The organism is Pseudomonadales bacterium, from assembly GCA_041395665.1.
In the GTDB taxonomy this organism is placed as follows: domain Bacteria; phylum Pseudomonadota; class Gammaproteobacteria; order Pseudomonadales; family UBA7239; genus UBA7239.
This window is the reverse complement of record JAWLAB010000003.1, coordinates 308,217-329,447: the sequence shown is the minus strand read 5'-3', so window position 1 is coordinate 329,447 and position 21,231 is coordinate 308,217. Positions and strand designations below refer to the sequence as shown.

Sequence of the window (21,231 nt, the reverse complement as noted above, 5' to 3'; positions counted from 1 at the left end):
GTGAGGCTCGTATGATTGGAGCAATGCGTGAAAAAATGCAGGGCATTTTTGCTATTGTGATTATCGGTTTTATTTGTGTGGTGTTTGCGTTGTGGGGGGTAGAGTCGCTTTTTAGTCGCAGCGGTAATGTTAAAGCGCCACTCACTATTAATGGCACCGATATCAGTGAACAGCAAATTAACCAAGCGGTCAGCATGGCGCGTGAGCGTTACAGCGAAATGTTTAAAGGAAAAATAGATTCCTCTTTTTTGACCGATAAAATGCTGCGTGAGCCGGCTATCGAGTCGTTGATCAATAGAACATTGCTATCGCAACAGCTGATTAAAATGAAATTGGTTGCGGCGCCAGGCAGTATTGATCGTGAAATTGTGCGCACACCGGAGTTCAGTAAAGATGGGCAGCGTTTCGATCCAGATACTTTTAAAGAAAAACTGCGTAATGCAGGTATGACGCCAGCAATATACCGCGCGCGTTTAAATGATGCGCTCGCAATGGAGCAATTACAGCGTGGTATTACAGATACTGCTTTTGTGACAGAGAAACAAATAGATGCTGCAGTTTCTTTAGTTGGCCAAAGCAGAAATTTTGAATTCGTGCGTTTATCTGAAAAAGAAGTGGCTGATAAGATCCAACCGGATGAAAAAGCCGTTGAGCAGTACTTCAAAGATCATGCGAATGAATTCATGACAGAAGAAACCGTAGTGCTGGAGTATTTGGATCTCAACAAAGAAGAGCTTTCTCATCAAGCTGAAGTCAGTGAAGATGAAATTAAAGAAGCCTATGATAAAGAGGCAGCTGCCTTTAAGCCTTCTGTTGAGCGCCACGCTGCGCACATAATGATTGAAGAAAAAGCGGATGGCTCGCAACAAGTAACATTGAATGAGGTTGAAGCAAAATTGAAAGAGGGCGGTGATTTTTCTGCGCTTGCTAAAAAATATTCTGACGACAAAGAATCTGCCGTCATGGGTGGTGATGTTGGGTTTAGTGCTGGTGATGTCTTTGAGCCTGAGTTTGAAAAAGCGTTGGCAGCATTGGCGCAGGTGGGTGATTTTTCTCAACCCATTAAAACGCGCTATGGCTACCACATTATTAAATTACTTGGAAAAAAAGACACAACATTCCCTTCATGGGATGAGCGCAAGTCTGCGTTGAAAGAACAGCTGGCGCACGACAAAGCCGATGCGGTGTATTCAGAGAAAATTAGCCAAGTGGCGGATAGCACTTACAGCGCAGGCGATCTTGCAGGCCCTGCGGTTGAATTGAAAATGGAAGTGAAGAAAACGGAGCCTTTTGGTCGTCGCGGCGGAAAAGGTCTTGCTGCACAACAAAAGGTCATCGATGCTGCGTTTTCTGAGGATTTGCTGGACTCCGGTAGAAATAGCCAAGTCATTGAGTTGTCTGCTGGCCGATCGGTAGTTATTCGCGTGGCATCTCATCAAATGCCAAAACCGAAAGCATTGGAATCCGTGAAAGCTGACATTATCGCTGCATTAAAAGCGGAGCAAGCAGCCAGTCAGTTAAAAGCGCAGGTGGACACCATTCAACAGAAAATGCAATCTGGAAAAAGCCTAAGCGATATTGCCGACGCAGAAAAATTGACGCGTAAAGTATTGGAAAATCAAAAGGCAAATACAGCGAGTGGTGCTGATGCTGAATTGGTGGCACAGGCATTTACATTGAATACTAACCCTGCAGATGCAGCAGCGACACAATCCTTTCAGTTGAATGATGGTGATTGGGTGGTGATGCATTTATTGGCAGTAAATCATGTAAAAGCAGATAAAACCAATTCAGAGTATGCCAGCGTCCAAACGGGAATGAATGGGCGAGTGGGTTCGGATGATTTCTCTTTGTATCAACAGGCTTTGCGTCAAGTGGCTAAAATTGAGAGAAGAGAGACTTCGACAGAAAATAGCGAAGGGAATCCAGAAGGCGACGCACTATAAAAGTGTGTAGTGTCAGAGCAGGGTGAACGCTGTGAAAATTCGGGCGCAAGTCCATCATAAACGCTGGCAATTATTGTCGGCGTTATTGGATGCCAAAGTTTTTTTGCTACTGTTCTCCCTGTTTTTTTTCGCAATAGGCTTGGCTGGAAATTCGTCAAGCTTGTCTGGCTTTAATGGAATTGATCGAGCGCTGTTTCGGCTGGGTGTGAGATTACAAGGCCATATGGATGATCTGGCGCCGACATTTGTTCGAATTGATGTCCCGCGTAAAGAGATGCAGCGTTTCATGCATGACCCTGCTGGCGCAGCTGACATGATGGCGTTTCTTGCACAATTACAAGCCAGTAGCATGAAAGCTGCTGCGTTGGTACTGCACGATAATCTATGGAATGAATACAGTCTCAATGATTTATTGGAACACGCTCAGCCTTCGATAATTGCTGATTCATCAGAGTGGTTGCGAGTGGTGGCCGGCAGAATGTCTACCTATCGTTCGCTATTAGCCAACGAGCGTGTGTTGAGAACAAAAGTGATGAGTGATGCCGCCACTGCGCCATCATTGCTTGGAAAAACATTACCGTTATTACCCAATGGCTCAGGTGAGTTAATTGGGATTTCAGCGCCGCAAACACAACGCGGTACTTTGTCTAAGTCGCTACTTTGGCAGGGTGAAGACGCTGTTCGTTACGATGCGCGTTTAGCGCTTTTTACTCTGCAACAGAATGCACGAAAGCCTGAATGGTTGCCGATACAGGGTATAAAAATTCAAGATACCTTAATTTCTACATCAAAAGCGGCTGAGGTTTTGCCTTTCTTTTCAATTGATGATGGCTTTTCGTTGCCGTCGAGCATTCGCTATTCGTTATCCAGTGTTAAAGATCAGTCAGCATTGCGTTTGTTGCAGAATAAAGTGGTAGTGATTGGCGAAGAAAATGATTTGGATGCTGATGATTTATTGTTGTCGGTTGCTAGTTTGAGTCAGGCTAGCTTTGCTGCACCTTTTAAATCGTTTTTATTATTGCATGTGTGTATTTCTATTGCGTTGGCATTTTATTTGTTTGCGCTGCCATTACTGAGTGTGCGCTTGGGGGCGTTGCTATCAGGATTGATGGCTTTGGCGCTGATATTGGCGCAACAAATTATGTTGAGCGTACATCGTGAATGGTTTCCTATTTCACAGTGGCTGGTGTTTTTGTGCTTTGGGCATCTCTTGGTATTTTTGTGGTGTGTGCAGCGCTCTTTTAATCAGCCAGCAGCGAAACCCCTTGTTAACCCAGCCGTTAATCCTGCTGCTAAAACAGCGTTGGCGCGCACAGTGCAAAAGCCACAGTCGTTGTGGTCAAAAGTATTTAAAAAATCCGATAGTCGCAAACAAGAGATGACGCAAAGAATTCAGCCAACGATGGATGGTGCTGCAGTAACGGCAGGTTTTGAAGATTCCACCATCGTGGCTACCGCGCGTAATCGTCAGTCAATGAATGTACCTGCGGCTAAACAAGAGCCAAGGCAGTATTTAGGGCGTTACCAAATTCAGCGTGAAATTGGACGCGGAGCAATGGGCGTCGTTTATTTGGGTTTTGATCCAAAAATTTCCCGTCAAGTTGCCATTAAAACGCTGCATTACAATTTATTTGATGCATCGGAATTACCGAATATTAAGGAGCGTTTTTTTCGCGAAGCAACGGCGGCAGGTAAGTTGCGTCATCCCAATATCGTGACAATTCATGATGTAGGTGAAGAGCATGATTTAGCGTATATCGCGATGGACTATGTGGGCGGTGTTGCCTTGTCATCACATACACACAAAGGCTACTTGTTGGATGTGGAGTTGGTGTACTACATCATGACCATGGCAGCTGATGCGCTGTATTGTGCACACACACATGGCATTATTCATCGCGATATTAAGCCCAGCAATATTCTTTACGACGAACAAAACAATGAAGTGAAAGTGGCGGATTTAGGGATTGCGCGCATTATGGACGGTTCCGCCACGCGCACAAAAACTGGTGATTTATTGGGTAGCCCGTTGTATATGTCGCCGGAACAAATTCGCGGTGAGCAAGTGACTTCGCAAACCGATATTTTTAGTTTGGGCGTTACTTTTTATCAATTACTGACGGGTGAACTTCCATTCAAAGCTGATAATATCGCCAACCTCACTTTTCAAATTGTGCAATGCAAATACAAGCCCGTTGATGAGGTGCGGCCTGAATTACCTGCTAGTGCAAAACGCATCATTGCAAAAGCTTTGCAAAAAAATCCAGAAAATCGCTACGCTTCTGCGGCTGAAATGCAGAAAGCGTTACATGATGCCTACTCACGTGATTTTTCATAGTAGTGATAGTGACTAAGAAATGAAAACACAATGGACTGTTACTTCTCTGGCGGATGAGAAAGGCCTGAGAAATAGTTTGGCAACCATGGAAGAGTGTCTTGCCTTGCAGGGAAAGCGTATAAGTAAAGGGCCGTGTAACACGGTTACCCTGCACGAAATCAACGGTGAAGTGTTTTATATGAAGCGCTTCGTGCCTGGCAAACGGCGCACTCGCTTGTATTTTGTACGCTCACGAGCGCGAGCAGAGTGGGAAAATTTGTTCTGGTTTCAGCAGCAGGGTATTCCAACACTAAAAATTCTTGCCTACGGTGAGGAATATATTGCTGGCCGGTTTGTGCGCGGCGCATTGGTCACGGCTGCGTTGTTGGGTGCTAGCGATCTGGAGAGTCTCGCTAAAAATAAAAGTAAGCTAATTTTTGAAAAAGCTAACTTTCTGGTAATTGCCCAAAAAGTAGCGAGCTACACACGCATCATGCATCAGAAACAATTTACGCATAATGATTTGGATTGGCGAAATATTTTGGTAACAGAATCTTTGGATGTGTATTTCTTTGATTGTCCAGGTGGGCGATTTTGGGTGTGGCCATTTTTGGAATACCGTATTGTTAAAGATTTAGCGCATTTAGATAAGATTGCCAGAGAATGCATTCCTCTGCGTTGGCGTTTATGGTTTTACAAACAATACATGGGAATAAAAAAACTCAACGCGAAGGACAAAAAGCGGTTACATAAAATTGCACGCTATTATGACGGACGGTAATACATCATAAAACCACAGAAACCATGGAGGGTTTCATTGTGTTCAGTTTCACTGCGTTTAAGCAGGATGGCTATCCTGTCTCACTTTCTATGCTCACGGTTGTCTTTGTTTTGGGTGCTTTGGCAGCGCTATTTCGAACAATGTGGCTATCTCAGTTATGGATTGTCATTTTTGCATTGTTTGGTGGTGCTTTAGTGGTGATGCGCTGGCGCTGGTTGTGTTTAATGGGCTGGTTTTTTCTAGGTTTTGCATGGACTGCATACTGTGGCCAGCATGCAGTCACTCAGTGGTTGCAGAAGGATGATGAAGGGAGTGTGTTACAGATTACTGGGCGAATGATGGATTTTGCTCGCCCATCCAATGACGGCTGGCAATTTGATTTTTACGCCAATGAATTGCACGGAAAAGTGCGTTTGTCGTTGAGGAATCAAGAGCAAGAAAATTTCCCTAATTTTTCTTGTGTGTATCGCTTGCGTGTCAAATTAAAGTCGCCGCGTGGTTTGCTCAATACAGGGCAGTACGATTACCAAGCATGGCTGTTGCAAGAAGAGTATCGTGCAACTGGGTATGTAAAATCGATTGATGAATGCATTCCCAGTGAGCCCAATATTTTTTTGAAACTGCGTCAAACTATTGCTGCAGCAATCAATCAAGCCAATTTAAGTCCGTATGCCAGCAGTACAGTATCCGCTTTATTGATTGGTAATTATGCGGATATTGATAGCACGCAATGGCAGGTTTTGCGCGATAGTGGAACCATTCATCTACTGTCAGTTTCTGGTTTGCATATTGTATTGGTTGTATTGCTGTTTCATGCGGTATGTAAACGCCTTGTTTGTTGGATAGTGTTTCCCGTGCGCTATTGGCCGGCAGAGCATTGGGCGAGTGTGGTGTCTTTAGGTTTTGCTGTTTTTTATGCCTTGATTACTGGGTTTTCTGTGGCGACACAGCGTTCTCTCATCATGGTTTGTGTTGCTGTTTTGCAAAGGCTTTTTTATGGGAAGTTTAGGGTTTCATTTATTTTCTTGATGTCGTTGTTGTTGGTGGTGATAGTTAATCCGCTGAGTATGCTGTCTAGCAGTTTTTGGTTTACTTATGCAGCGACAGCAATCCTTCTGCTAGCGAGCAGTCAAGCAGCAATAAATACTTCATCTTTTTGGCGGCGTTATGTGCGCGAGCCATTCCGTATTCAAGCCATTATGTTTGTGATGATGGTGCCAGTTTTGCTGTTTGTTTACAGCAGAGTCTCGATATTGTCTTTGCCATTAAATATGCTGGCGGTGCCTTGGGTTAGTTTCCTTTCTTTGCCATTTGCTTTTGTGGCATTGCTCCTCATGCCAATTTCTGATGCGTGCGCCAATTTTTTCTTGCAAGTGTCTGGTTGGACGCTCGATATTTACTGGTATGCGATGCAAGGCATTTTGCAGTGTTTTGATGATAAACAGTGGGATATGGGCGGTATTTCTTTGGTGGCTGCATCGCTGTCTGTCATAGGCTTGGGCGTGATGTGTTTTATGCCAAAAGAAACACCGCTGCGAAAGTTTTCTTTACTCTTGTGTTTGCCATTAATTTTTCCAGTGGATGTAAAACTTCCTCAAGGCGAAGTAGAGGTGCGCGTGTTAGATGTAGGGCAGGGCTTGGCAATTGTGGCGCGCACCGCGCGTCATGTCATGGTGTACGACACGGGCGATAAACATTCGGAACGCTTTGATGCGGGTAGGGACATTGTCGCCACCGCTTTGCGCAATGCACGAGTTTCCATCATTGATATGTTGGTGATCAGTCATGCGGACAGTGATCACGCTGGTGGTCGCAATGGTTTACTGGCAGAAATACCCACTAAACAAAAGTGGTCTGGAACACCAGATAAATTGGAAAGTGAACAGTATTTACCTTGCAACGCGGGGATGCATTGGCGTTGGGATGGTGTTGATTTTCGTGTGTTGTATCCTATTGAGGCAAACAGTGTTTCCCGTGAAAAAAATGACAACAGTTGCGTTATTCAAATAACGGCAGGCGGTAAAAAAATCTTATTGACTGGCGATATTGAAAAACAGGCTGAAGCAGCGTTATTGGATAGCCGTGTGGACTTGAAATCCGATGTGTTGATAGCGCCGCACCACGGCAGCAAAACCTCATCCACTGCAGCGTTTTTGCGTGCAGTAAATGCCGATACTGTTGTGGTAAGCGCTGGCTATAAAAATCGCTTTCATCATCCTGCTGCGCTGATCAGTCGGCGTTATCAAGAGTTTGGTATGCAGCAAATCAATACGGCAGAAGTGGGGGCAGTGACGGTGCGTTTAACGGCGGCAGGTGTCCAGATTGAAAATGCCCTGTGCGTCAGAGCGTATTTTTGGCGTGCAGAAAGATACAATGCGCACTGTATTCAGTAGTCTTTTTGTGCAGGCCAATAATGATCGTACTTTCAAACATTACGCTGCAACGCGGTACGCAGTGCCTGCTGGAAAACGCATCGCTCACCATTAACCCTGGGCGGCATGTCGGCGTCACAGGGCGCAACGGTTGCGGCAAATCGAGCTTGTTTTCCTTGTTGCTGGGTTCAATGCAAGTGGATGCGGGATCATTTTCAATTCCACCCAATTGGCGCATTGCACACATGGCACAAGAAGTGTCATCCAGTGATCGTTCGGCGATTGATTATGTGTTGGATGGCGATGTGGTGTTGCGTCGCGTGCAACAGGAAATTGCGCAAGCTGAACGCGATGGCGATAACGATAAACTGGCGCATGCGTATGCCGATTTGGAAGTGTTGCACGGCTACGATGCCGAGTATCGCGCTGAACAATTGCTGCACGGTTTAGGCTTTGTGCAAGCGCAATGCAACTTGCCTGTGCATAGTTTTTCGGGTGGTTGGCGTATTCGTTTAAATCTCGCGCAAGCCTTGATTTCGCAGTCAGATTTATTGCTGCTCGACGAGCCGACAAACCACTTAGACCTTGAAGCCACTTTGTGGTTAGAGCAGTGGTTGAGAGCGTACCCTGGCACTTTGTTGATTATTTCTCACGACCGCGATTTTTTAGACAATGTGGTCGGCGATATCGTGCATATCGAGCAACAGCAGCTGAACAGTTATCGTGGTAATTATTCTGCTTTTGAAAAAATGCGTGTGATTCGTCTTGATGAGAAGCAAGACACTTTTGATAAGAAGCAGCGCCGCGTTGCAGAAATTGAAGATTTTGTGCGTCGTTTTCGTGCTAAAGCATCAAAAGCCAAACAGGCGCAAAGTCGTTTGAAAGAATTGGAACGCATGGAGCGTATTAGCCCTGCGCATGTGGATTCTCCGTTTCATTTTCAATTTCGCGATAGCGATAAAATCTCATCACCTTTGTTAATTTTGCGTGATGCAGATATTGGCTACGGTGATAAGCCTTTGTTAAACAAAGTGCATGTGAATTTGCAGCCAGGCTCACGCATCGGTTTGCTCGGTGTCAACGGCGCGGGTAAGTCCACGCTGATTAAGGCCTTGGTTGGTGATTTGGCGTTACAGCAGGGCGATCGTGTCGCCGGTGAGCATCTTGCTATTGGCTATTTTGCACAGCATCAATTAGAAGCTTTGGATATCAATGCCAAGTGCGCTGCTGCATATTCAGCGTATTTCACCGAATGCCACGGAACAAGTTATCCGTAATTTTCTCGGCAGTTTTGATTTTCATGGTGATAAAGCACTTGAACCGATCACGCCCTTTTCTGGCGGTGAAAAAGCGCGTTTGGCCTTGGCAATGGTGGTGTGGCAACGGCCTAATTTATTACTGTTGGATGAGCCCACCAACCATTTGGATTTGGAAATGCGTGAAGCATTAACGGAAGCCTTGTTGGGCTATAACGGTGCTTTGGTGGTGATTTCGCATGATCGACATTTATTGCGCAACAGCGTGGATGAGTTTTGGCGCGTGCATGATGGGCGAGTCGAGGAGTTTGATGGCACGCTAGAGGACTATCACATTACGTTGCAGCGTGAATCTTCGGGTGCTGCATCTAAAACTGCATCCTCAGCAACGCAAGGGCAAAATAAGGCCGCCAAAGAACCTCCGGTGGATCGCAAGGCACAGCGACAGCAATCAGCGCAGGCGCGTGAAAAACTAGCAGCGGTGCGTAAAAAAGCCGGTCAGTTGGAAAAGCAGATTGCCCAATTGCAAACGCAGTTATCTGCTATTGACGCGCAGCTTGCTGATTCGGCACTATATGAAGTTGAGCAGAAAAACCGTTTGCAGGCTTTGTTGTTAGAGCAGGCGAGTATTCGACAAAACATAGAAGCGCATGAAGTGGAATGGTTTACATTGCAAGAACAACTGGAACAGGAAGCCAGTTAAATAGAAATAATGGAATTATCACGAGGATAAAAAAATGACGCAGGCTGCATTAGAGAAGTGTTTTTCATCCGCGCAATTAAATGGTCTCACACTGCGCAATCGCATCATTAAAGCAGGAACTTTTGAGGGAAAAACACCGCACGGTTTGCCGTCACCGGCGTTGACAGAATTGCATCGCCGCATCGGTGAAGGCGGCACGGCGATGACAAATATCGCTTACTGCGCGGCAGAAAATAATGGCCGCTTGCACGCCGATATGATGTACATGGATGAATATGTGCGCGAACCTTTGTCACAAATGGTTGCCACGATTAAAACCACGGGCACAGCGGTGTGCGGTCAGCTGTCGCATGCAGGAGCAATGTCAAAAAATAGCGAGCTGGATGGTTGGGTCGTCAAAAGTGCATCCATTGGTCCGAACTTATTGGGCATGGCTTACGGCAAACTATTGTGCGTCGGTATGACGCGCCCGCAAATTCGTGAGCGGGTGCAGGTGATGGCGCGTGCAGCGGCATTTATGAAGTCGGTTGGTTTTGATGCCATCGAAGTGCATTTTGGTCACGGCTACGGTTTGAGCCAATTTATGTCGCCGATCACCAATCGCCGCAGCGATGAATACGGCGGCAGCGTTGCCAATCGCATGCGTTTTCCGTTGGAAGTTTTAGCAGCCGTGCGCAAAGCGGTGGGCAATGATTTTCCGTTGTTAGGGAAAATAAGTATGTCCGATGGCGTGAAAGGCGGCACCACTTACGAGCAATCCTTAGAAATGATCAAAATGCTTGATGATGCTAGTTTGGATTGCATTATTCCCAGTGATGGCACGAGCTCAATGAACCCAATGTTGTTGTTTCATGGTGACAGTATTCAGCCTGGGCTGATCGAGCATGAAAAAAATCCCTTGATGAAAGTGGGCTTGAAAATGATCGGCCCCAAATTGTTTCGTTATTATCCGTATCACGAAACTTATTTGTTGGAAAACGCGCTGCGTGTGCGCGATGCCGTTAAAAAAGGCCAAGTTTGTTATGTGGGCGGCGTGTCGAGCAATGAAAGTATCGCGCGTGTGATGGACGGCGGTTTTGATTTTATTCAGCTCGGTCGCGGCTTATTGTTTGATCCAGATTTTGTCAAAAACGCACAAGCCGATGCCAACTACATCAATGGCTGCACGCACTGCAATCAATGTGCTGGGTTGATTGAAGCGCCTGGTGGGATTCGGTGTACGGTGCGGCAGGCTTCGTAGAGAACTGAATTACTGGTAGGTTCTGCCTCTGTGACGCAGCCAGCCTGCGATATGTGATCCATCTGGATCGTGATGCGTCCAGTGGATGACGCCGTCTTTTTCATTCCACTCATACTAACCAAAAAAAGAAACTCTGTCACCGACGGATAGATTGGCAATTTCAGGTGCTAAATCAATATTGTGTGCTACGAGTAAGGTTTGGCCTGATGAAAGCTGCAGCACAAATTTTTGATGCCTGCTGCCATTGTTGTCTTGTGGAAGCAGTTTTTTAACAGTGCCTTCTCCAGTGATTTGCACATTGCTCAGTCTGGATGCAAACGCTTCTTCGGCGCTAGTGGTGGAGCGAGAGTAGACGTTGGTTGAAGTTGTGTTTTCTGCCGAGTAAGAATTACTTCCTTGACTCAGTGAGTTGGTTGATTTTTCTGGAATGGCTTCAATATTTTTTGATGATTTATCAAAAGGCTCTTGATTGGTGTATGTGATTTTCCCTGTCTGCTTGTCAACAACTTTATATATCTCACTTTTTGCATTTAGCGCGGTGAGTGAAAGAATAAAAATAACTAAATATCTCATTGCGGTTTTGTCCTGCCTTATCTCTTAGCAATAAATTCTCGGCACGCGCGAAGAAACAGCGGTGAGTAATTGGTAAGAAATGCTGCCAGCCGCTGCTGCCACTTCGTTAACGCTAATGGTATTGCCCCACAGTTCGACATAACTGCCGACGACGGGTTTCTCTGCTAAATCTGTGCAATCAATGGCGATAGTGTCCATCGAAACGCGACCTACAACGGGCGCGCGCACACCATCTACTGCGACAACGCTTTGATTGAGTGCAGTGATGGGGTAGCCATCGGCATAGCCTGCAGAAATTAAAGCGAGATGCGATTCTCTCTTTGCGCGCCAGCGTTGGTTGTAGCCGGTCGCTTCACCTGCTGGAATCGTGCGCGTACCGATCACTTGCGCTTGCAGTTGCATCACCACTTGCAAATTGTGCGCAGTATTTTCTAAAGGGCTGATACCGTACATCATCAAACCGGGGCGCAACCAACCGTGATGCGCAGCAGGGTGCGCCATGATGGCGGCAGAGTTAGCAAGACTGTGATCATCCAACATCAAATGCTGTGTGTAATGTTCGTAACAATCGATTTGTTGTTGCGTGGTGTTTTTTTCAGGTGCGTTTTTTTTAGATTCATCGGCACAAGAAAAATGCGTCATGCCAATGATTTCTTTGCACCAAGGCAGCGATTTTAATATTTGAAAAGCGCTGGCGTATTCTTGTGGCATAAAACCGAGGCGGTGCATGCCGCTATCCATTTTTAACCACAGCGTTGTCGGTTGCGGTGCGTGATAAGCGTAATCTGCGAATAGTGATAAATGCTTGGGGTCGTGCACCACTATATCTAATTGCAGTGCGATGGCTTCTGATAATTCTGCGTTGTTGCTAACGCCGCACATCAACATCAAACGGCCTTGATAGTGTGTATCACGCAACTGTTGCGCTTCTTCTAAACGGGCGACGGCCAGTGCATCCGCGTGTTGCTGCAACGAGGGCAGTAAACCGGTAACGCCATGCCCGTAAGCGTTGGCTTTGACAACGGCGAGCACGCGGCAATGAGGCGCAAATGCACGCACAACACCGAGATTATGTGTGAGGGCTTGGGTGTTGATGATGGCGCGAGTTTTCATGCAGAGGCGATCCGTGGTGAGCTTTTATCATAGCGAGTTGCTGCTAGACTGACGAGTGTTGACTGTTGGAGTGCCGCTATGTCGAAAAGGTTTGGCAATAAATTGGTGATCGCCATTTCTTCGCGTGCGTTATTTGATTTGGATGCCAGTCACGCTATCTACGAACAGGAAGGCTTGGCAGCGTACGCAGCGCACCAAGTGGCAAACGAAGACAATCCACTACAGCCTGGGGATGCTTTTCCCTTGGTAAAAAAACTGCTCGGCATCAATCAATTGTTGGGTGGTGAGCCGCGCGTAGAAGTGATTTTGTTATCACGCAATACCGCAGATACCGGTTTGCGTATTTTTAATTCGATTCAACATTACAACTTGCCCATCGTGCGCGCTGCATTTTGCGGTGGGCATTCACCTTACCCTTATGCCACCGCGTTTGGTTGCCATTTATTTTTATCGACAGAAGCCGATGATGTGCGCATGGCCTTAGAAAATAACTTGGCAGCGGCGACCTTGTTGCGATCATCCAAATCAAACACGGATGCCAGTGAAATTCGTTTTGCGTTTGACGGTGATGCTGTGTTGTTTTCTGATGAAGCAGAACGCGTTTTCAAAACACGCGGCTTGGATGCATTTGCAGCTAGCGAAAAAGCTGCTGCACATGAGCCTTTGAGTGGTGGCCCTTTCAAGCCCTTTTTACAAACTTTACAAACATTGCAAGCAGAGTTTAGTGGTGATGCCTGCCCGATTCGCACAGCTCTTGTTACAGCGCGTTCTGCGCCAGCACATGAGCGTGTGATACGCACGCTGCGCGCATGGCAAATTCGTATTGATGAATCACTGTTTCTCGGCGGTTTAGATAAGGGTGAGTTTTTGAAAGCTTACGGTGCGGATGTGTTTTTTGATGATCAGCAGGGGCATTGTCAATCCGCATCGCAACATGTGCCTACAGGCCATGTGCCGCATGGTGTGGCAAACGAAGTGAAACACTGACGCAGGCTTATAGTATGAAGTTGCAACAACTGCGTTATATCTGTGAGGTTGCGCGCCAAGGTTTGAATATCTCTTCGGCTGCACAGAGTTTGTATATTTCGCAGCCGGGAATCAGCAAGCAAATTCGGTTACTGGAAGATGAACTCGGCGTAGAAATTTTTTCGCGCAATGGAAAACATCTTACGCATATCACGGAAGCGGGCGAAGCTGTATTGCAGATGGCGGAGGATATTCTGCGTCGCACGGACAGCCTGCGTCAGATTGCGCAAGAGATGAATGCGCCAGAAAAAGGCAGTTTTAGTATTGCTGCAACGCATACGCAGGCGCGTTATGCCTTACCAGCGGTGATTCAAGGTTTTGTACAGCGCTATCCTGATATTGCGATGCATATTCACCAAGGCACGCCCACGCAAATCGCGCAGATGGCGGCCAGTGGTGAAGTGGATGTAGTGATTGCGACGGAGGCCATGGAGCAGTTTTCTGAATTGGTTACGCTGCCTTGTTATCGCTGGAATCGCTGTGTTTTGCTGCCTAAAAATCACCCGTTGTGCCAAGTTCCATCATTAACACTGGAAGAAATTGCAAAATACCCTATCGTCACTTATGTCTCTGGTTTTACAGGACGATCGAAACAGGATGCGGCGTTTTTGCAAAAAAATCTTGAGCCCAAAGTGGTGTTTACAGCGACGGATGCGGATGTAATTAAAACCTATGTGCGTCTTGGTTTAGGTATAGGCATTATTGCGCACATGGCGTATGACGAAGCCAGTGACTGTGATTTGACTGCTTTAGATGTAAGCCACTTATTTGAATCGAGCGTGACGCGTTTGGGGCTGCGACGCGGAAAATTTATTCGCGGCTATCTTTATGATTTTATCGCGGCATTTGCACCGCACTTGGATAAAGCTTTGGTGATAGAAGCGTGCCGCGCCAATAACAGCGCTGAACGCGCAGCGCTGTTTTCTCATATCCACTTACCAATTCGCTGATTAGCGAATCGGAGCTCGACACTCCAAACAGCGCACATAAATATGATTGGAATCGTTAAATTGCGACAGTGTTTTTATTTGTTGCAACGCTGGCAGATTAACTAGCACTTGCGCCACACGCGTGAGCATTGGCGATGAGAAGAGGGTGCTATTAAATAGTTCTTGTTTGAATGCATCCCAAGGGCTTAGCTCTGGTTGAATAAAGTCTGGCTCGTATTTGTCGAGCTTCGCCAAACGCGCAGCGGCGGCAATGGCATCATCCAACTCACCGAGTTGGTCGACGAGGCCGATAGTTTTTGCGTGCGCGCCAGTCCAAACACGCCCTTGTGCAACTTGATCAATTTCAGCGGGTGTCCGCTTACGGCCTTGAGCTACTAATTGCAAAAAATGTTGATAAGTGAATTCAACGCCTTGTTGTAAAACGCGCGCTGCCATTGGATTCATTGGGCGATCTAATTGTGCCGCTTCACCCAGTGCCGAGGTGCTGTAGCCGTCGCTGTGTACACCGATTTTGCTCAAAGTGTTCTCTAAAGTTGGAATCACGCCAAAGACGCCAATGGAGCCAGTAATGGTGGTGGGGGATGCCCAGATTTCATTGGCGCTAGCTGCGATCCAATAGCCGCCTGATGCCGCAACGCCGCCCATGGAAGCAATCACCGGCTTGCCTTCTTTTTGTGTGGCAGCGAGCTCATCGCGAATCAATTCTGAAGCAAAAGCGCTGCCGCCAGGGCTGTCGATACGCAAGACAATGGCAGCCGTTTTTTCATCTTCACGCGCTTCGCGGATGAGTGATACCAGTGTCTCTGAGCCGACGATACCCGCAGGTTGGTAGCCTTCAACAATCTCGCCGCTGGCCTGAATAACAGCAATGCGTTTGGTTTTATCTAACAACTGCTCGGCTTTTTTTCGCTCAACAGTTAAATGGTAGTAATCAGAGGCGTCCATGGTTTCTGGCTCTTTATTGCCTGCCATGGCTTCCACTGCTTTTTTTGAATCTTGCCGTGTGGCGATTTCATCCACTAAGCCATAGTTTTTTGCTAACAATGCGGCGTTATTGTTATTTTGTATGAGCAGTACATCTTGTTGATTGATGAAATTGTCGATGCTGTTGGGGGCTAGTTTTCTCTGTTGCTCAATCGCTGTGCGATAAAAATTCCATTGTTCATTCATCCACTGTGTAAGATTTTCTCGTGCTTCTGGCGACATATCATTACGCACAAATGGCTCGACAAATGATTTGAATTGCCCTGCTCGAAAAACATGCACATTAACAAATAAAGAATCCAACAAGTCTTTGAGATAGCTTTGGTAAGCACTAAATCCGTATAGCTGCACGCTACCCATCGGGTTGAGGTAAATTTTATCCGCCGCGCTAGCAAGTAAATATTGGCCTTGGTTGAAGTTGTCGCCAATCGCAATCACTGGCTTTTTACTTTCCTTGAAAGTGTTGATGGCTTGTCTCAATGTATTGAGTTTGCTGAGGTCGGCTGTTTCTAGCCAATCGGTTTGTATCACGATGCCTTTGATGTGTTTGTCATGCTGCGCCAAGCGAATGGCAGATACCATTTCGTGCAAAACACTTTCTGCAGGAATGACTTCATCGCTTGTCTGTAGCAGTGAGCTCAATGAATCGTCGTAGCTGCGTTGTTCAACAATAGATCTACCGGGCTGCACATAAAGAATGGTGTTGTCTTTGAGTGCGACTTTACTTTCATCGTGTAGCAGTGTGTAAATTATTGCTGCAAGGAAGAAGAATAAAATGAGGTTGGCTAATGCGCCGCGCAGCCAACTCAAGGCGTGCCAAGGTAAAACAAATAAAGTTCTTAATAGCGCTTTCATTGCTGTTTTTTCCAGCGTACAAATAAGAGAGTGGTTGTAAAGAGTGCGAGCACCAAAGCTGCTTCACCGGCATAAAAAAACTTTTGCGGTGTCACAAAAGCGTTGCTGATGGCAGCGAGTAAGTGAAACAAAATCATGAAACATAACCAAATGCCGCTGCGCTCTTGCTGCTTCAGCATGCCAGGCAGCACCAATAACAGTGGCAGCGTTTGCATAAGTAATACAGGTAAAAATAAATTGCTGCGTACGATGGTGTGATCTAACACCAATACCGTTAGCAAACTGAAATACAGCGCCAACATGGCCTGCCATGTGCGCTGCACTTTGGTGGAAATCGTCATGTGTTTTTTTCCAGTACGAGTGCAATATGAGCGAGTCGTTTGCCGAGTGCTTGGCAGAGCTGCGCTTCGGTTTCGTTGATGTTGGGGTTGTCTTTACTGGCGAGATGCGAGGCACCGTAGGGCGTGCCGCCGGTGCGCGTGTGGTGCAAGCCTTCTTCGGTGTAGGGGATACCGGTGATCAACATGCCGTGGTGCATCAACGGCAGCATCATGCTCAGTAGCGTGGTTTCTTGGCCGCCGTGCATGGAGGCAGTGGAAGTAAAGACAGCCCCAGGCTTGCCAGCCAGTGCGCCAGAAGCCCAGAGGCCGGAGGTGCCATCTAGAAAATACTTCATCGCTGCTGCCATGTTGCCAAAGCGGGTGGGGCTGCCCATCGCCAAGCCAGAACAGTGCTGTAAATCTGCTTCGGTGCAGTACACCGCGCCTTCACTGGGTACTTTGGGCTCTGTTGCTTCGGTAGTGGCGGATACCGCAGGCACAGTGCGAATACGCGCTTCGATGCCGCTAATTTGCTCAACACCGCGTGCAATGTGCTGTGCCATGGATGCGGTGGCGCCGTAGCGGCTGTAATACAGCACCAAGATGTAAGGCTTGCGTGATGCGCTCATAGGATCTCCAGCACTTTCTCAGGTGGGCGGCCGATAATCGCTTGTTTGCCGTTCACCACGATAGGGCGCTCGATCAACTTGGGATGTTTGCACATGGCAGCAATCAAAGCGTCTTCCGACAGTGCGGTGTTGTCCAACTTGAGCACCTTGTATTCATCCTCACCTTTACGCAGCAGTTCTCTGGCGGGGATGCCCAATTTTTTAAGCAGGGCTTTCAGCGTTTTCTCGTCGGGTGGCGTTTCCAGATAGAGGACGACATCACATTGGATGCCGTTCTCCTCCAATAGCGCCAAAGTTTGGCGAGATTTAGAACAGCGTGGGTTGTGGTAGATGGTTGTCATCGCGGCATTCACTTGGTAAGTTAGAGACGCAGTTCACAAAAAACGATCAACAATGAAGCTGCATCAAAGGGGGAACGATCATGTTAAAGGAAAAAACAGTATTGCGTTTTGGAATGATCAGCGTCTTGGCTTTGCTCTTGCTGGCTTGTGGTAAAGCGCCGCCGCCTGCTGTTTTACAAACGATAGAAGCTAATACGCTGCAAGAGGCGGACTGGAAAGGAAAGTGGATTTATATCAACTACTGGGCGGAATGGTGTAAGCCTTGTGCAGAGGAAATACCGGAACTGAACAAGTTTGCTGCCGAGCGTAAGAATGTATTGGTGTTAGGGGTAAACTTTGATAACCCTGAAATCACCACAGCTCTGCAGCAGATGGGGCGTATGCGCATTGAATTCCCCGTAGTGACGAATGACAGTGTTCAAGCGGTATTTCCTCACACTGTACCGCAAGGCTTGCCCGGCACGATTGTGATTAACCCCGAGGGTAAAATTCTTAAAACGCTGCAAGGGCCGCAAACGGAATCCACGCTGCTGCAAGCGCAAACTTCTCATTGAGCAGGGTTACTGCTGTATCAGCAGCCGAGATAGGCTGCTTTTACAGCGGGATTGACGAGCAGTGCACTGGCTGCATCGTGCAGCGTGATTTCGCCGTGTTCCATCACATAACCGCGCTGCGCTAATGACAGCGCGAGATGTGCGTTTTGTTCGATCAATAACACGCTCACGCCTTCCTTGTTGATGGTGGCGATTACTTCAAAAATTTTCTGCACCAAGATTGGTGCCAGCCCCATGCTCGGTTCATCGAGCAGCAATAAACGCGGTTTACTCATCAGGGCGCGCGCAATCGCCACCATTTGTTGTTCGCCGCCAGACAGCGTACCGGCTAATTGTTTTTGCCTTTCCGCTAAGCGTGGAAACAAATAAAACGCGTGTTCGATGTCTTGTTGGATGGCAGATTGATCGCTGCGGCTGTACGCACCCATCTGCAAATTTTCCAACACCGTCATTTCTTGAAAAATACCGCGACCTTCCGGCACCAGTGCCAAACCTTTGCTGGCTAAAGTATGTGCAGGTTGTTGGTTGATGCGCGCACCGTCAAAAAAAATATCGCCGCGTGTGGGCGTGAGTAATCCAGCAATACTTTTTAACAGCGTGCTTTTTCCTGCGCCGTTAGCACCAATCAAAGACACCAATTCTCCTGGCAGAACATGCAGCGAAACTTGGCGCAGTGCTTGAATTGCACCGTAGCTGACATCAATCGCATTCAGCGTTAGTAGTGCGTTGTTGAATGTAGAACTGGGCGCAGAGTTGGGTGCAGACATGAACATCAATCCGAAGAAGGCAGCGCATCTTCCGGTATTTGTTCGCCGGGCAAAAGAGGCCACAGTGTTTTATGGCGTGGTTTTGTTTCTGCCGCAGGGCGACCGTTGGTGTAGTAATACAACGCCAGCGAGCGGCGCGCCCGATCGGGCGGGCAGGTGAGCGCGTGGGGATGGCCGTGCCAAGTGTCACTGCCGGTGCTGAAAATCGCGAGGCGTTTCGCAATCGGCAAAATGCGTTTTTGGCAAGCGGTGAGTTGTCTGTCCCACAATTCTAAATGTCCGCCATATTCATCGTGCCAATCGTCATTCAGGTACAACAATAAATTCAGGCGGCGATCAATTTGATAAATGCGGTGAATATTGAAATCTGCGTGCACACGCAGCAATCCGCCAGGCAGTGTTTGGTGCGTGCCGCCACCGAGCAGGCGTGGATCGGGCAGCAAATTTTGTATGCCGGTCAGTTTTTCCAAAAATAAAATGAAGGCTTGCGATTGCATCTCCCATAACAAGTGACGCACAAAAGGATCAAACGCGCGCTCATTGCGTATACCCAATTTATTTTTTTGCGCGGGGATGCGCTGTGTGTCTTCATCGACGAAAGAAGTGTTGTCGCGCTCTTGCAGCGTAGGATCAGCCGGAGGAAAGCCCGCTTGCAGGCGTTGCGAGATGGCTTCGCTGACAAAATCATCTAGCACAATATGAGGGAAGGGCTGCGCTTGGCGATAGTGTGGCGCTTCGCGCTCCGCCAGTGCATTGAGTGCGTCGTAATCAAAGACATAGTCGCCCGCTAGGCCGGAAAAATGCGGGTTAATCACGCAGGAATCGCTCATGTTTGGATTTACCGAATGCCCTGTAGAGGGGCGTCATGCTAGCATCGCACCTGCCGTAATTTAAGGATCCAGATCATGAAGTTTGAAGGTACCGAGCGCTATGTCGCCACCGACGATTTGCAAATGGCAGTCAATGCTGCCGTGGTTTTGCAGCGCCCGCTGCTGATTAAAGGCGAGCCGGGCACAGGTAAGACGCTGCTGGCAGAAGAAGTGGCCAGCGCCTTGGGCAAACGCTTGATTCAATGGCATATCAAATCCACCACCAAGGCGCAGCAGGGTTTGTACGAATACGATGCCGTGTCGCGCCTGCGCGATTCGCAACTCGGCGATGATCGCGTGCATGACATTCGCAATTACATCAAACGCGGCAAATTGTGGGAAGCCTTTGCTGCTGACGAGCAAGTGGTGTTGTTGATTGATGAAATTGATAAAGCAGATATCGAATTTCCCAACGACTTGTTGGTGGAAATCGACAAAATGGAATTTTTTGTTTACGAAACGGGCGAAACCATCAAAGCCAAAAATCGTCCCATCGTTGTGATCACCAGCAACAATGAAAAAGAATTGCCAGATGCATTTTTGCGTCGCTGTTTTTTCCATTTCATCAATTTCCCTGATCGCGACACGATGCTGAAAATTGTTGATGTGCATTTTCCTAGCATTCAACGCGATTTGGTGAAAGAAGCACTGGATGTGTTTTTTGATGTGCGAAAAATTCCAGGCTTGAAGAAAAAACCTTCGACTTCGGAATTGATTGATTGGTTGAAGCTGTTGATGGCTGATAATATTCCTGATGAGATTTTGAAAAACCGCGATGCCACCAAAGCGATTCCACCGCTGTACGGCGCGCTGCTCAAAAATGAACAGGATGTGCACATGTTGGAACGCTTGGCGTTTATGGCGCGACGAGAAGGGCGTTGATGCATTATGGCAACTCAATCACAAGCCAGTAGTTTTGAATATTTGCGCGAAGGCTTTCGCTTACTTTTGCATCCAGAACTGCGCGGCTATGTTGTTATTCCGCTGCTGATCAACACCTTGGTGTTTGGTGGCTTGTTTTGGTGGAGCATCAATGTCATCGGCAATTTGATTCAATCGGCGATCAATGCGCTACCAGAATGGTTGGATTGGTTGAGTTGGATTATGTGGCCGCTGGCGGTGTTGTTGGTGTTGATCGTTATCATGTATACCTTCAGTGTGCTGGCGAATTTATTGGCCGCGCCGTTTAATGGTTTGTTGGCAGAAAAAGCCGAAGCGCTGCTGACGGGCACTTCACCGGATAGCAAAAACACGGTGTGGGGTGCGTGTAAACAATTGCCGCGTATTTTTATGAAAGAGCTACACAAATTAGGCTTTCAAGTGAAATGGTTGATTGCCTTACTGATTTTATCTGTGATTCCAGGGGTGAATATTTTTGCGCCACTGAGTTGGTTTTGTTTTTCCGCGTGGATGTCAGCGCTGGAATACTGTGATTACCCGATGGATAACCATGCCTACAGTTTCCAGCAAGTGCGTGAAGCCGCTGCTACGCAGCGCTGGTCTTGTTTCGGTTTTGGTAGTTTGGTCATGCTCGGTAATATGGTGCCGTTATTGAATTTGCTGATGATGCCTGCTGCCGTATGTGGCGCTACGCTGTTGTGGATTGAGCGCTTAAAAGATCAGTAGTTTCTTCTG

At 47.3% G+C, this 21,231-nt stretch carries 19 protein-coding genes and 1 pseudogene; 12 read left to right on the top strand and 8 right to left on the bottom strand.

Annotation, left to right across the window (positions count from 1 at the left end; translation table 11 throughout):
• Positions 1 to 11: 11 nt before the first annotated feature.
• The 7 genes from R3E63_06260 (at position 12) to R3E63_06230 (ending at position 10,615) form a co-directional block, all read left to right on the top strand.
• Entirely contained in the window at positions 12 to 1,946 is a 1,935-nt protein-coding gene (locus R3E63_06260) for a SurA N-terminal domain-containing protein (GenBank protein MEZ5539547.1), read from the top strand.
• 286 nt (positions 1,947 to 2,232) lie between these two features.
• Positions 2,233 to 4,284: a serine/threonine-protein kinase gene (locus R3E63_06255; protein MEZ5539546.1), complete on the top strand. Its 2,052-nt coding sequence runs from the start codon at positions 2,233 to 2,235 to the stop codon at positions 4,282 to 4,284.
• 19 nt (positions 4,285 to 4,303) lie between these two features.
• Entirely contained in the window at positions 4,304 to 5,044 is a 741-nt protein-coding gene (locus R3E63_06250; GenBank protein MEZ5539545.1) for a lipopolysaccharide kinase InaA family protein, read from the top strand.
• A 38-nt stretch (positions 5,045 to 5,082) separates the two neighbouring features.
• Positions 5,083 to 7,437 carry a DNA internalization-related competence protein ComEC/Rec2 gene (locus tag R3E63_06245; GenBank protein ID MEZ5539544.1) on the top strand — a complete coding sequence of 785 codons (2,355 nt, stop codon included), beginning with the start codon at positions 5,083 to 5,085 and terminating at the stop codon, positions 7,435 to 7,437.
• 20 nt (positions 7,438 to 7,457) lie between these two features.
• Entirely contained in the window at positions 7,458 to 8,693 is a 1,236-nt protein-coding gene (locus R3E63_06240; protein MEZ5539543.1) for an ATP-binding cassette domain-containing protein, read from the top strand.
• Complete coding sequence (locus R3E63_06235) at positions 8,629 to 9,375, top strand: ATP-binding cassette domain-containing protein (protein MEZ5539542.1); 747 nt, start codon at positions 8,629 to 8,631, stop codon at positions 9,373 to 9,375. Before R3E63_06240 ends, R3E63_06235 begins: the two co-directional genes overlap by 65 nt.
• Before the next feature lie 34 nt (positions 9,376 to 9,409).
• A complete protein-coding gene (locus R3E63_06230; protein MEZ5539541.1) occupies positions 9,410 to 10,615 on the top strand; it encodes an NADH:flavin oxidoreductase in 1,206 nt (401 codons plus the stop codon).
• 9 nt (positions 10,616 to 10,624) lie between these two features.
• On the opposite strand, the pseudogene R3E63_06225 reads toward R3E63_06230, so the two are convergent.
• Together R3E63_06225 and alr are read right to left on the bottom strand one after the other, a co-directional pair.
• Positions 10,625 to 11,188, bottom strand: a pseudogene (locus tag R3E63_06225) (DUF3465 domain-containing protein).
• 24 nt (positions 11,189 to 11,212) lie between these two features.
• Positions 11,213 to 12,301, bottom strand: a complete 1,089-nt coding sequence (alr, locus tag R3E63_06220; protein MEZ5539540.1) for an alanine racemase — start codon at positions 12,299 to 12,301, stop codon at positions 11,213 to 11,215.
• 78 nt (positions 12,302 to 12,379) lie between these two features.
• Here alr and R3E63_06215 point away from each other — a divergent pair, with 78 nt between their 5' ends.
• Together R3E63_06215 and cysB are read left to right on the top strand one after the other, a co-directional pair.
• A complete protein-coding gene (locus R3E63_06215; GenBank protein ID MEZ5539539.1) occupies positions 12,380 to 13,288 on the top strand; it encodes a 5'-nucleotidase in 909 nt (302 codons plus the stop codon).
• Between the two features lie 14 nt (positions 13,289 to 13,302).
• Complete coding sequence (cysB, locus tag R3E63_06210; GenBank protein MEZ5539538.1) at positions 13,303 to 14,277, top strand: HTH-type transcriptional regulator CysB; 975 nt, start codon at positions 13,303 to 13,305, stop codon at positions 14,275 to 14,277.
• On the opposite strand, the gene sppA is transcribed toward cysB, so the two are convergent.
• The 4 genes from sppA to arsC are packed head-to-tail and all read right to left on the bottom strand — an operon-like array spanning position 14,278 to position 17,406.
• A complete protein-coding gene (sppA, locus tag R3E63_06205) occupies positions 14,278 to 16,116 on the bottom strand; it encodes a signal peptide peptidase SppA (protein ID MEZ5539537.1) in 1,839 nt (612 codons plus the stop codon).
• Positions 16,113 to 16,457, bottom strand: a complete 345-nt coding sequence (locus R3E63_06200) for a DUF2069 domain-containing protein (GenBank protein ID MEZ5539536.1) — start codon at positions 16,455 to 16,457, stop codon at positions 16,113 to 16,115. Before R3E63_06200 ends, sppA begins: the two co-directional genes overlap by 4 nt.
• Positions 16,454 to 17,065, bottom strand: a complete 612-nt coding sequence (gene wrbA / locus R3E63_06195) for an NAD(P)H:quinone oxidoreductase (GenBank protein MEZ5539535.1) — start codon at positions 17,063 to 17,065, stop codon at positions 16,454 to 16,456. Before wrbA ends, R3E63_06200 begins: the two co-directional genes overlap by 4 nt.
• A complete protein-coding gene (gene arsC, locus R3E63_06190) occupies positions 17,062 to 17,406 on the bottom strand; it encodes an arsenate reductase (glutaredoxin) (GenBank protein MEZ5539534.1) in 345 nt (114 codons plus the stop codon). Before arsC ends, wrbA begins: the two co-directional genes overlap by 4 nt.
• Positions 17,407 to 17,486: 80 nt before the next feature.
• On the opposite strand from arsC, the gene R3E63_06185 reads away from it, so the two are divergent.
• On the top strand, positions 17,487 to 17,960 hold the full coding sequence (locus tag R3E63_06185; protein MEZ5539533.1) for a TlpA disulfide reductase family protein: 474 nt from the start codon (positions 17,487 to 17,489) through the stop codon (positions 17,958 to 17,960).
• A 17-nt stretch (positions 17,961 to 17,977) separates the two neighbouring features.
• On the opposite strand, the gene R3E63_06180 is transcribed toward R3E63_06185, so the two are convergent.
• Positions 17,978 to 18,727, bottom strand: coding sequence for an ABC transporter ATP-binding protein (locus R3E63_06180; protein ID MEZ5539532.1), 750 nt, complete (start codon positions 18,725 to 18,727; stop codon positions 17,978 to 17,980).
• 5 nt (positions 18,728 to 18,732) lie between these two features.
• Positions 18,733 to 19,557, bottom strand: a complete 825-nt coding sequence (locus tag R3E63_06175) for a 2OG-Fe(II) oxygenase (protein ID MEZ5539531.1) — start codon at positions 19,555 to 19,557, stop codon at positions 18,733 to 18,735.
• 75 nt (positions 19,558 to 19,632) lie between these two features.
• Here R3E63_06175 and R3E63_06170 point away from each other — a divergent pair, with 75 nt between their 5' ends.
• Entirely contained in the window at positions 19,633 to 20,478 is an 846-nt protein-coding gene (locus R3E63_06170; protein ID MEZ5539530.1) for a MoxR family ATPase, read from the top strand.
• Between the two features lie 6 nt (positions 20,479 to 20,484).
• Positions 20,485 to 21,222: a sulfate transporter CysZ gene (cysZ, locus tag R3E63_06165; protein MEZ5539529.1), complete on the top strand. Its 738-nt coding sequence runs from the start codon at positions 20,485 to 20,487 to the stop codon at positions 21,220 to 21,222.
• The last annotated feature ends 9 nt before the right edge of the window (positions 21,223 to 21,231 follow it).

Coding starts and splice junctions, on each gene's coding strand:
- cysB (MEZ5539538.1), top strand. CDS start 13,303: ATGAAGTTGCAACAACTGCGTTATATCTGTGAGGTTGCGCGCCAAGGT.
- R3E63_06230 (MEZ5539541.1), top strand. CDS start 9,410: ATGACGCAGGCTGCATTAGAGAAGTGTTTTTCATCCGCGCAATTAAAT.
- R3E63_06240 (MEZ5539543.1), top strand. CDS start 7,458: ATGATCGTACTTTCAAACATTACGCTGCAACGCGGTACGCAGTGCCTG.
- alr (MEZ5539540.1), bottom strand. CDS start 12,301: ATGAAAACTCGCGCCATCATCAACACCCAAGCCCTCACACATAATCTC.
- R3E63_06180 (MEZ5539532.1), bottom strand. CDS start 18,727: ATGTCTGCACCCAACTCTGCGCCCAGTTCTACATTCAACAACGCACTA.
- R3E63_06215 (MEZ5539539.1), top strand. CDS start 12,380: ATGTCGAAAAGGTTTGGCAATAAATTGGTGATCGCCATTTCTTCGCGT.
- arsC (MEZ5539534.1), bottom strand. CDS start 17,406: ATGACAACCATCTACCACAACCCACGCTGTTCTAAATCTCGCCAAACT.
- R3E63_06200 (MEZ5539536.1), bottom strand. CDS start 16,457: ATGACGATTTCCACCAAAGTGCAGCGCACATGGCAGGCCATGTTGGCG.
- R3E63_06255 (MEZ5539546.1), top strand. CDS start 2,233: ATGCATGACCCTGCTGGCGCAGCTGACATGATGGCGTTTCTTGCACAA.
- R3E63_06235 (MEZ5539542.1), top strand. CDS start 8,629: ATGCCAAGTGCGCTGCTGCATATTCAGCGTATTTCACCGAATGCCACG.
- R3E63_06170 (MEZ5539530.1), top strand. CDS start 19,633: ATGAAGTTTGAAGGTACCGAGCGCTATGTCGCCACCGACGATTTGCAA.
- cysZ (MEZ5539529.1), top strand. CDS start 20,485: ATGGCAACTCAATCACAAGCCAGTAGTTTTGAATATTTGCGCGAAGGC.
- wrbA (MEZ5539535.1), bottom strand. CDS start 17,065: ATGAGCGCATCACGCAAGCCTTACATCTTGGTGCTGTATTACAGCCGC.
- R3E63_06260 (MEZ5539547.1), top strand. CDS start 12: ATGATTGGAGCAATGCGTGAAAAAATGCAGGGCATTTTTGCTATTGTG.
- R3E63_06250 (MEZ5539545.1), top strand. CDS start 4,304: ATGAAAACACAATGGACTGTTACTTCTCTGGCGGATGAGAAAGGCCTG.
- sppA (MEZ5539537.1), bottom strand. CDS start 16,116: ATGAAAGCGCTATTAAGAACTTTATTTGTTTTACCTTGGCACGCCTTG.
- R3E63_06185 (MEZ5539533.1), top strand. CDS start 17,487: ATGTTAAAGGAAAAAACAGTATTGCGTTTTGGAATGATCAGCGTCTTG.
- R3E63_06175 (MEZ5539531.1), bottom strand. CDS start 19,557: ATGAGCGATTCCTGCGTGATTAACCCGCATTTTTCCGGCCTAGCGGGC.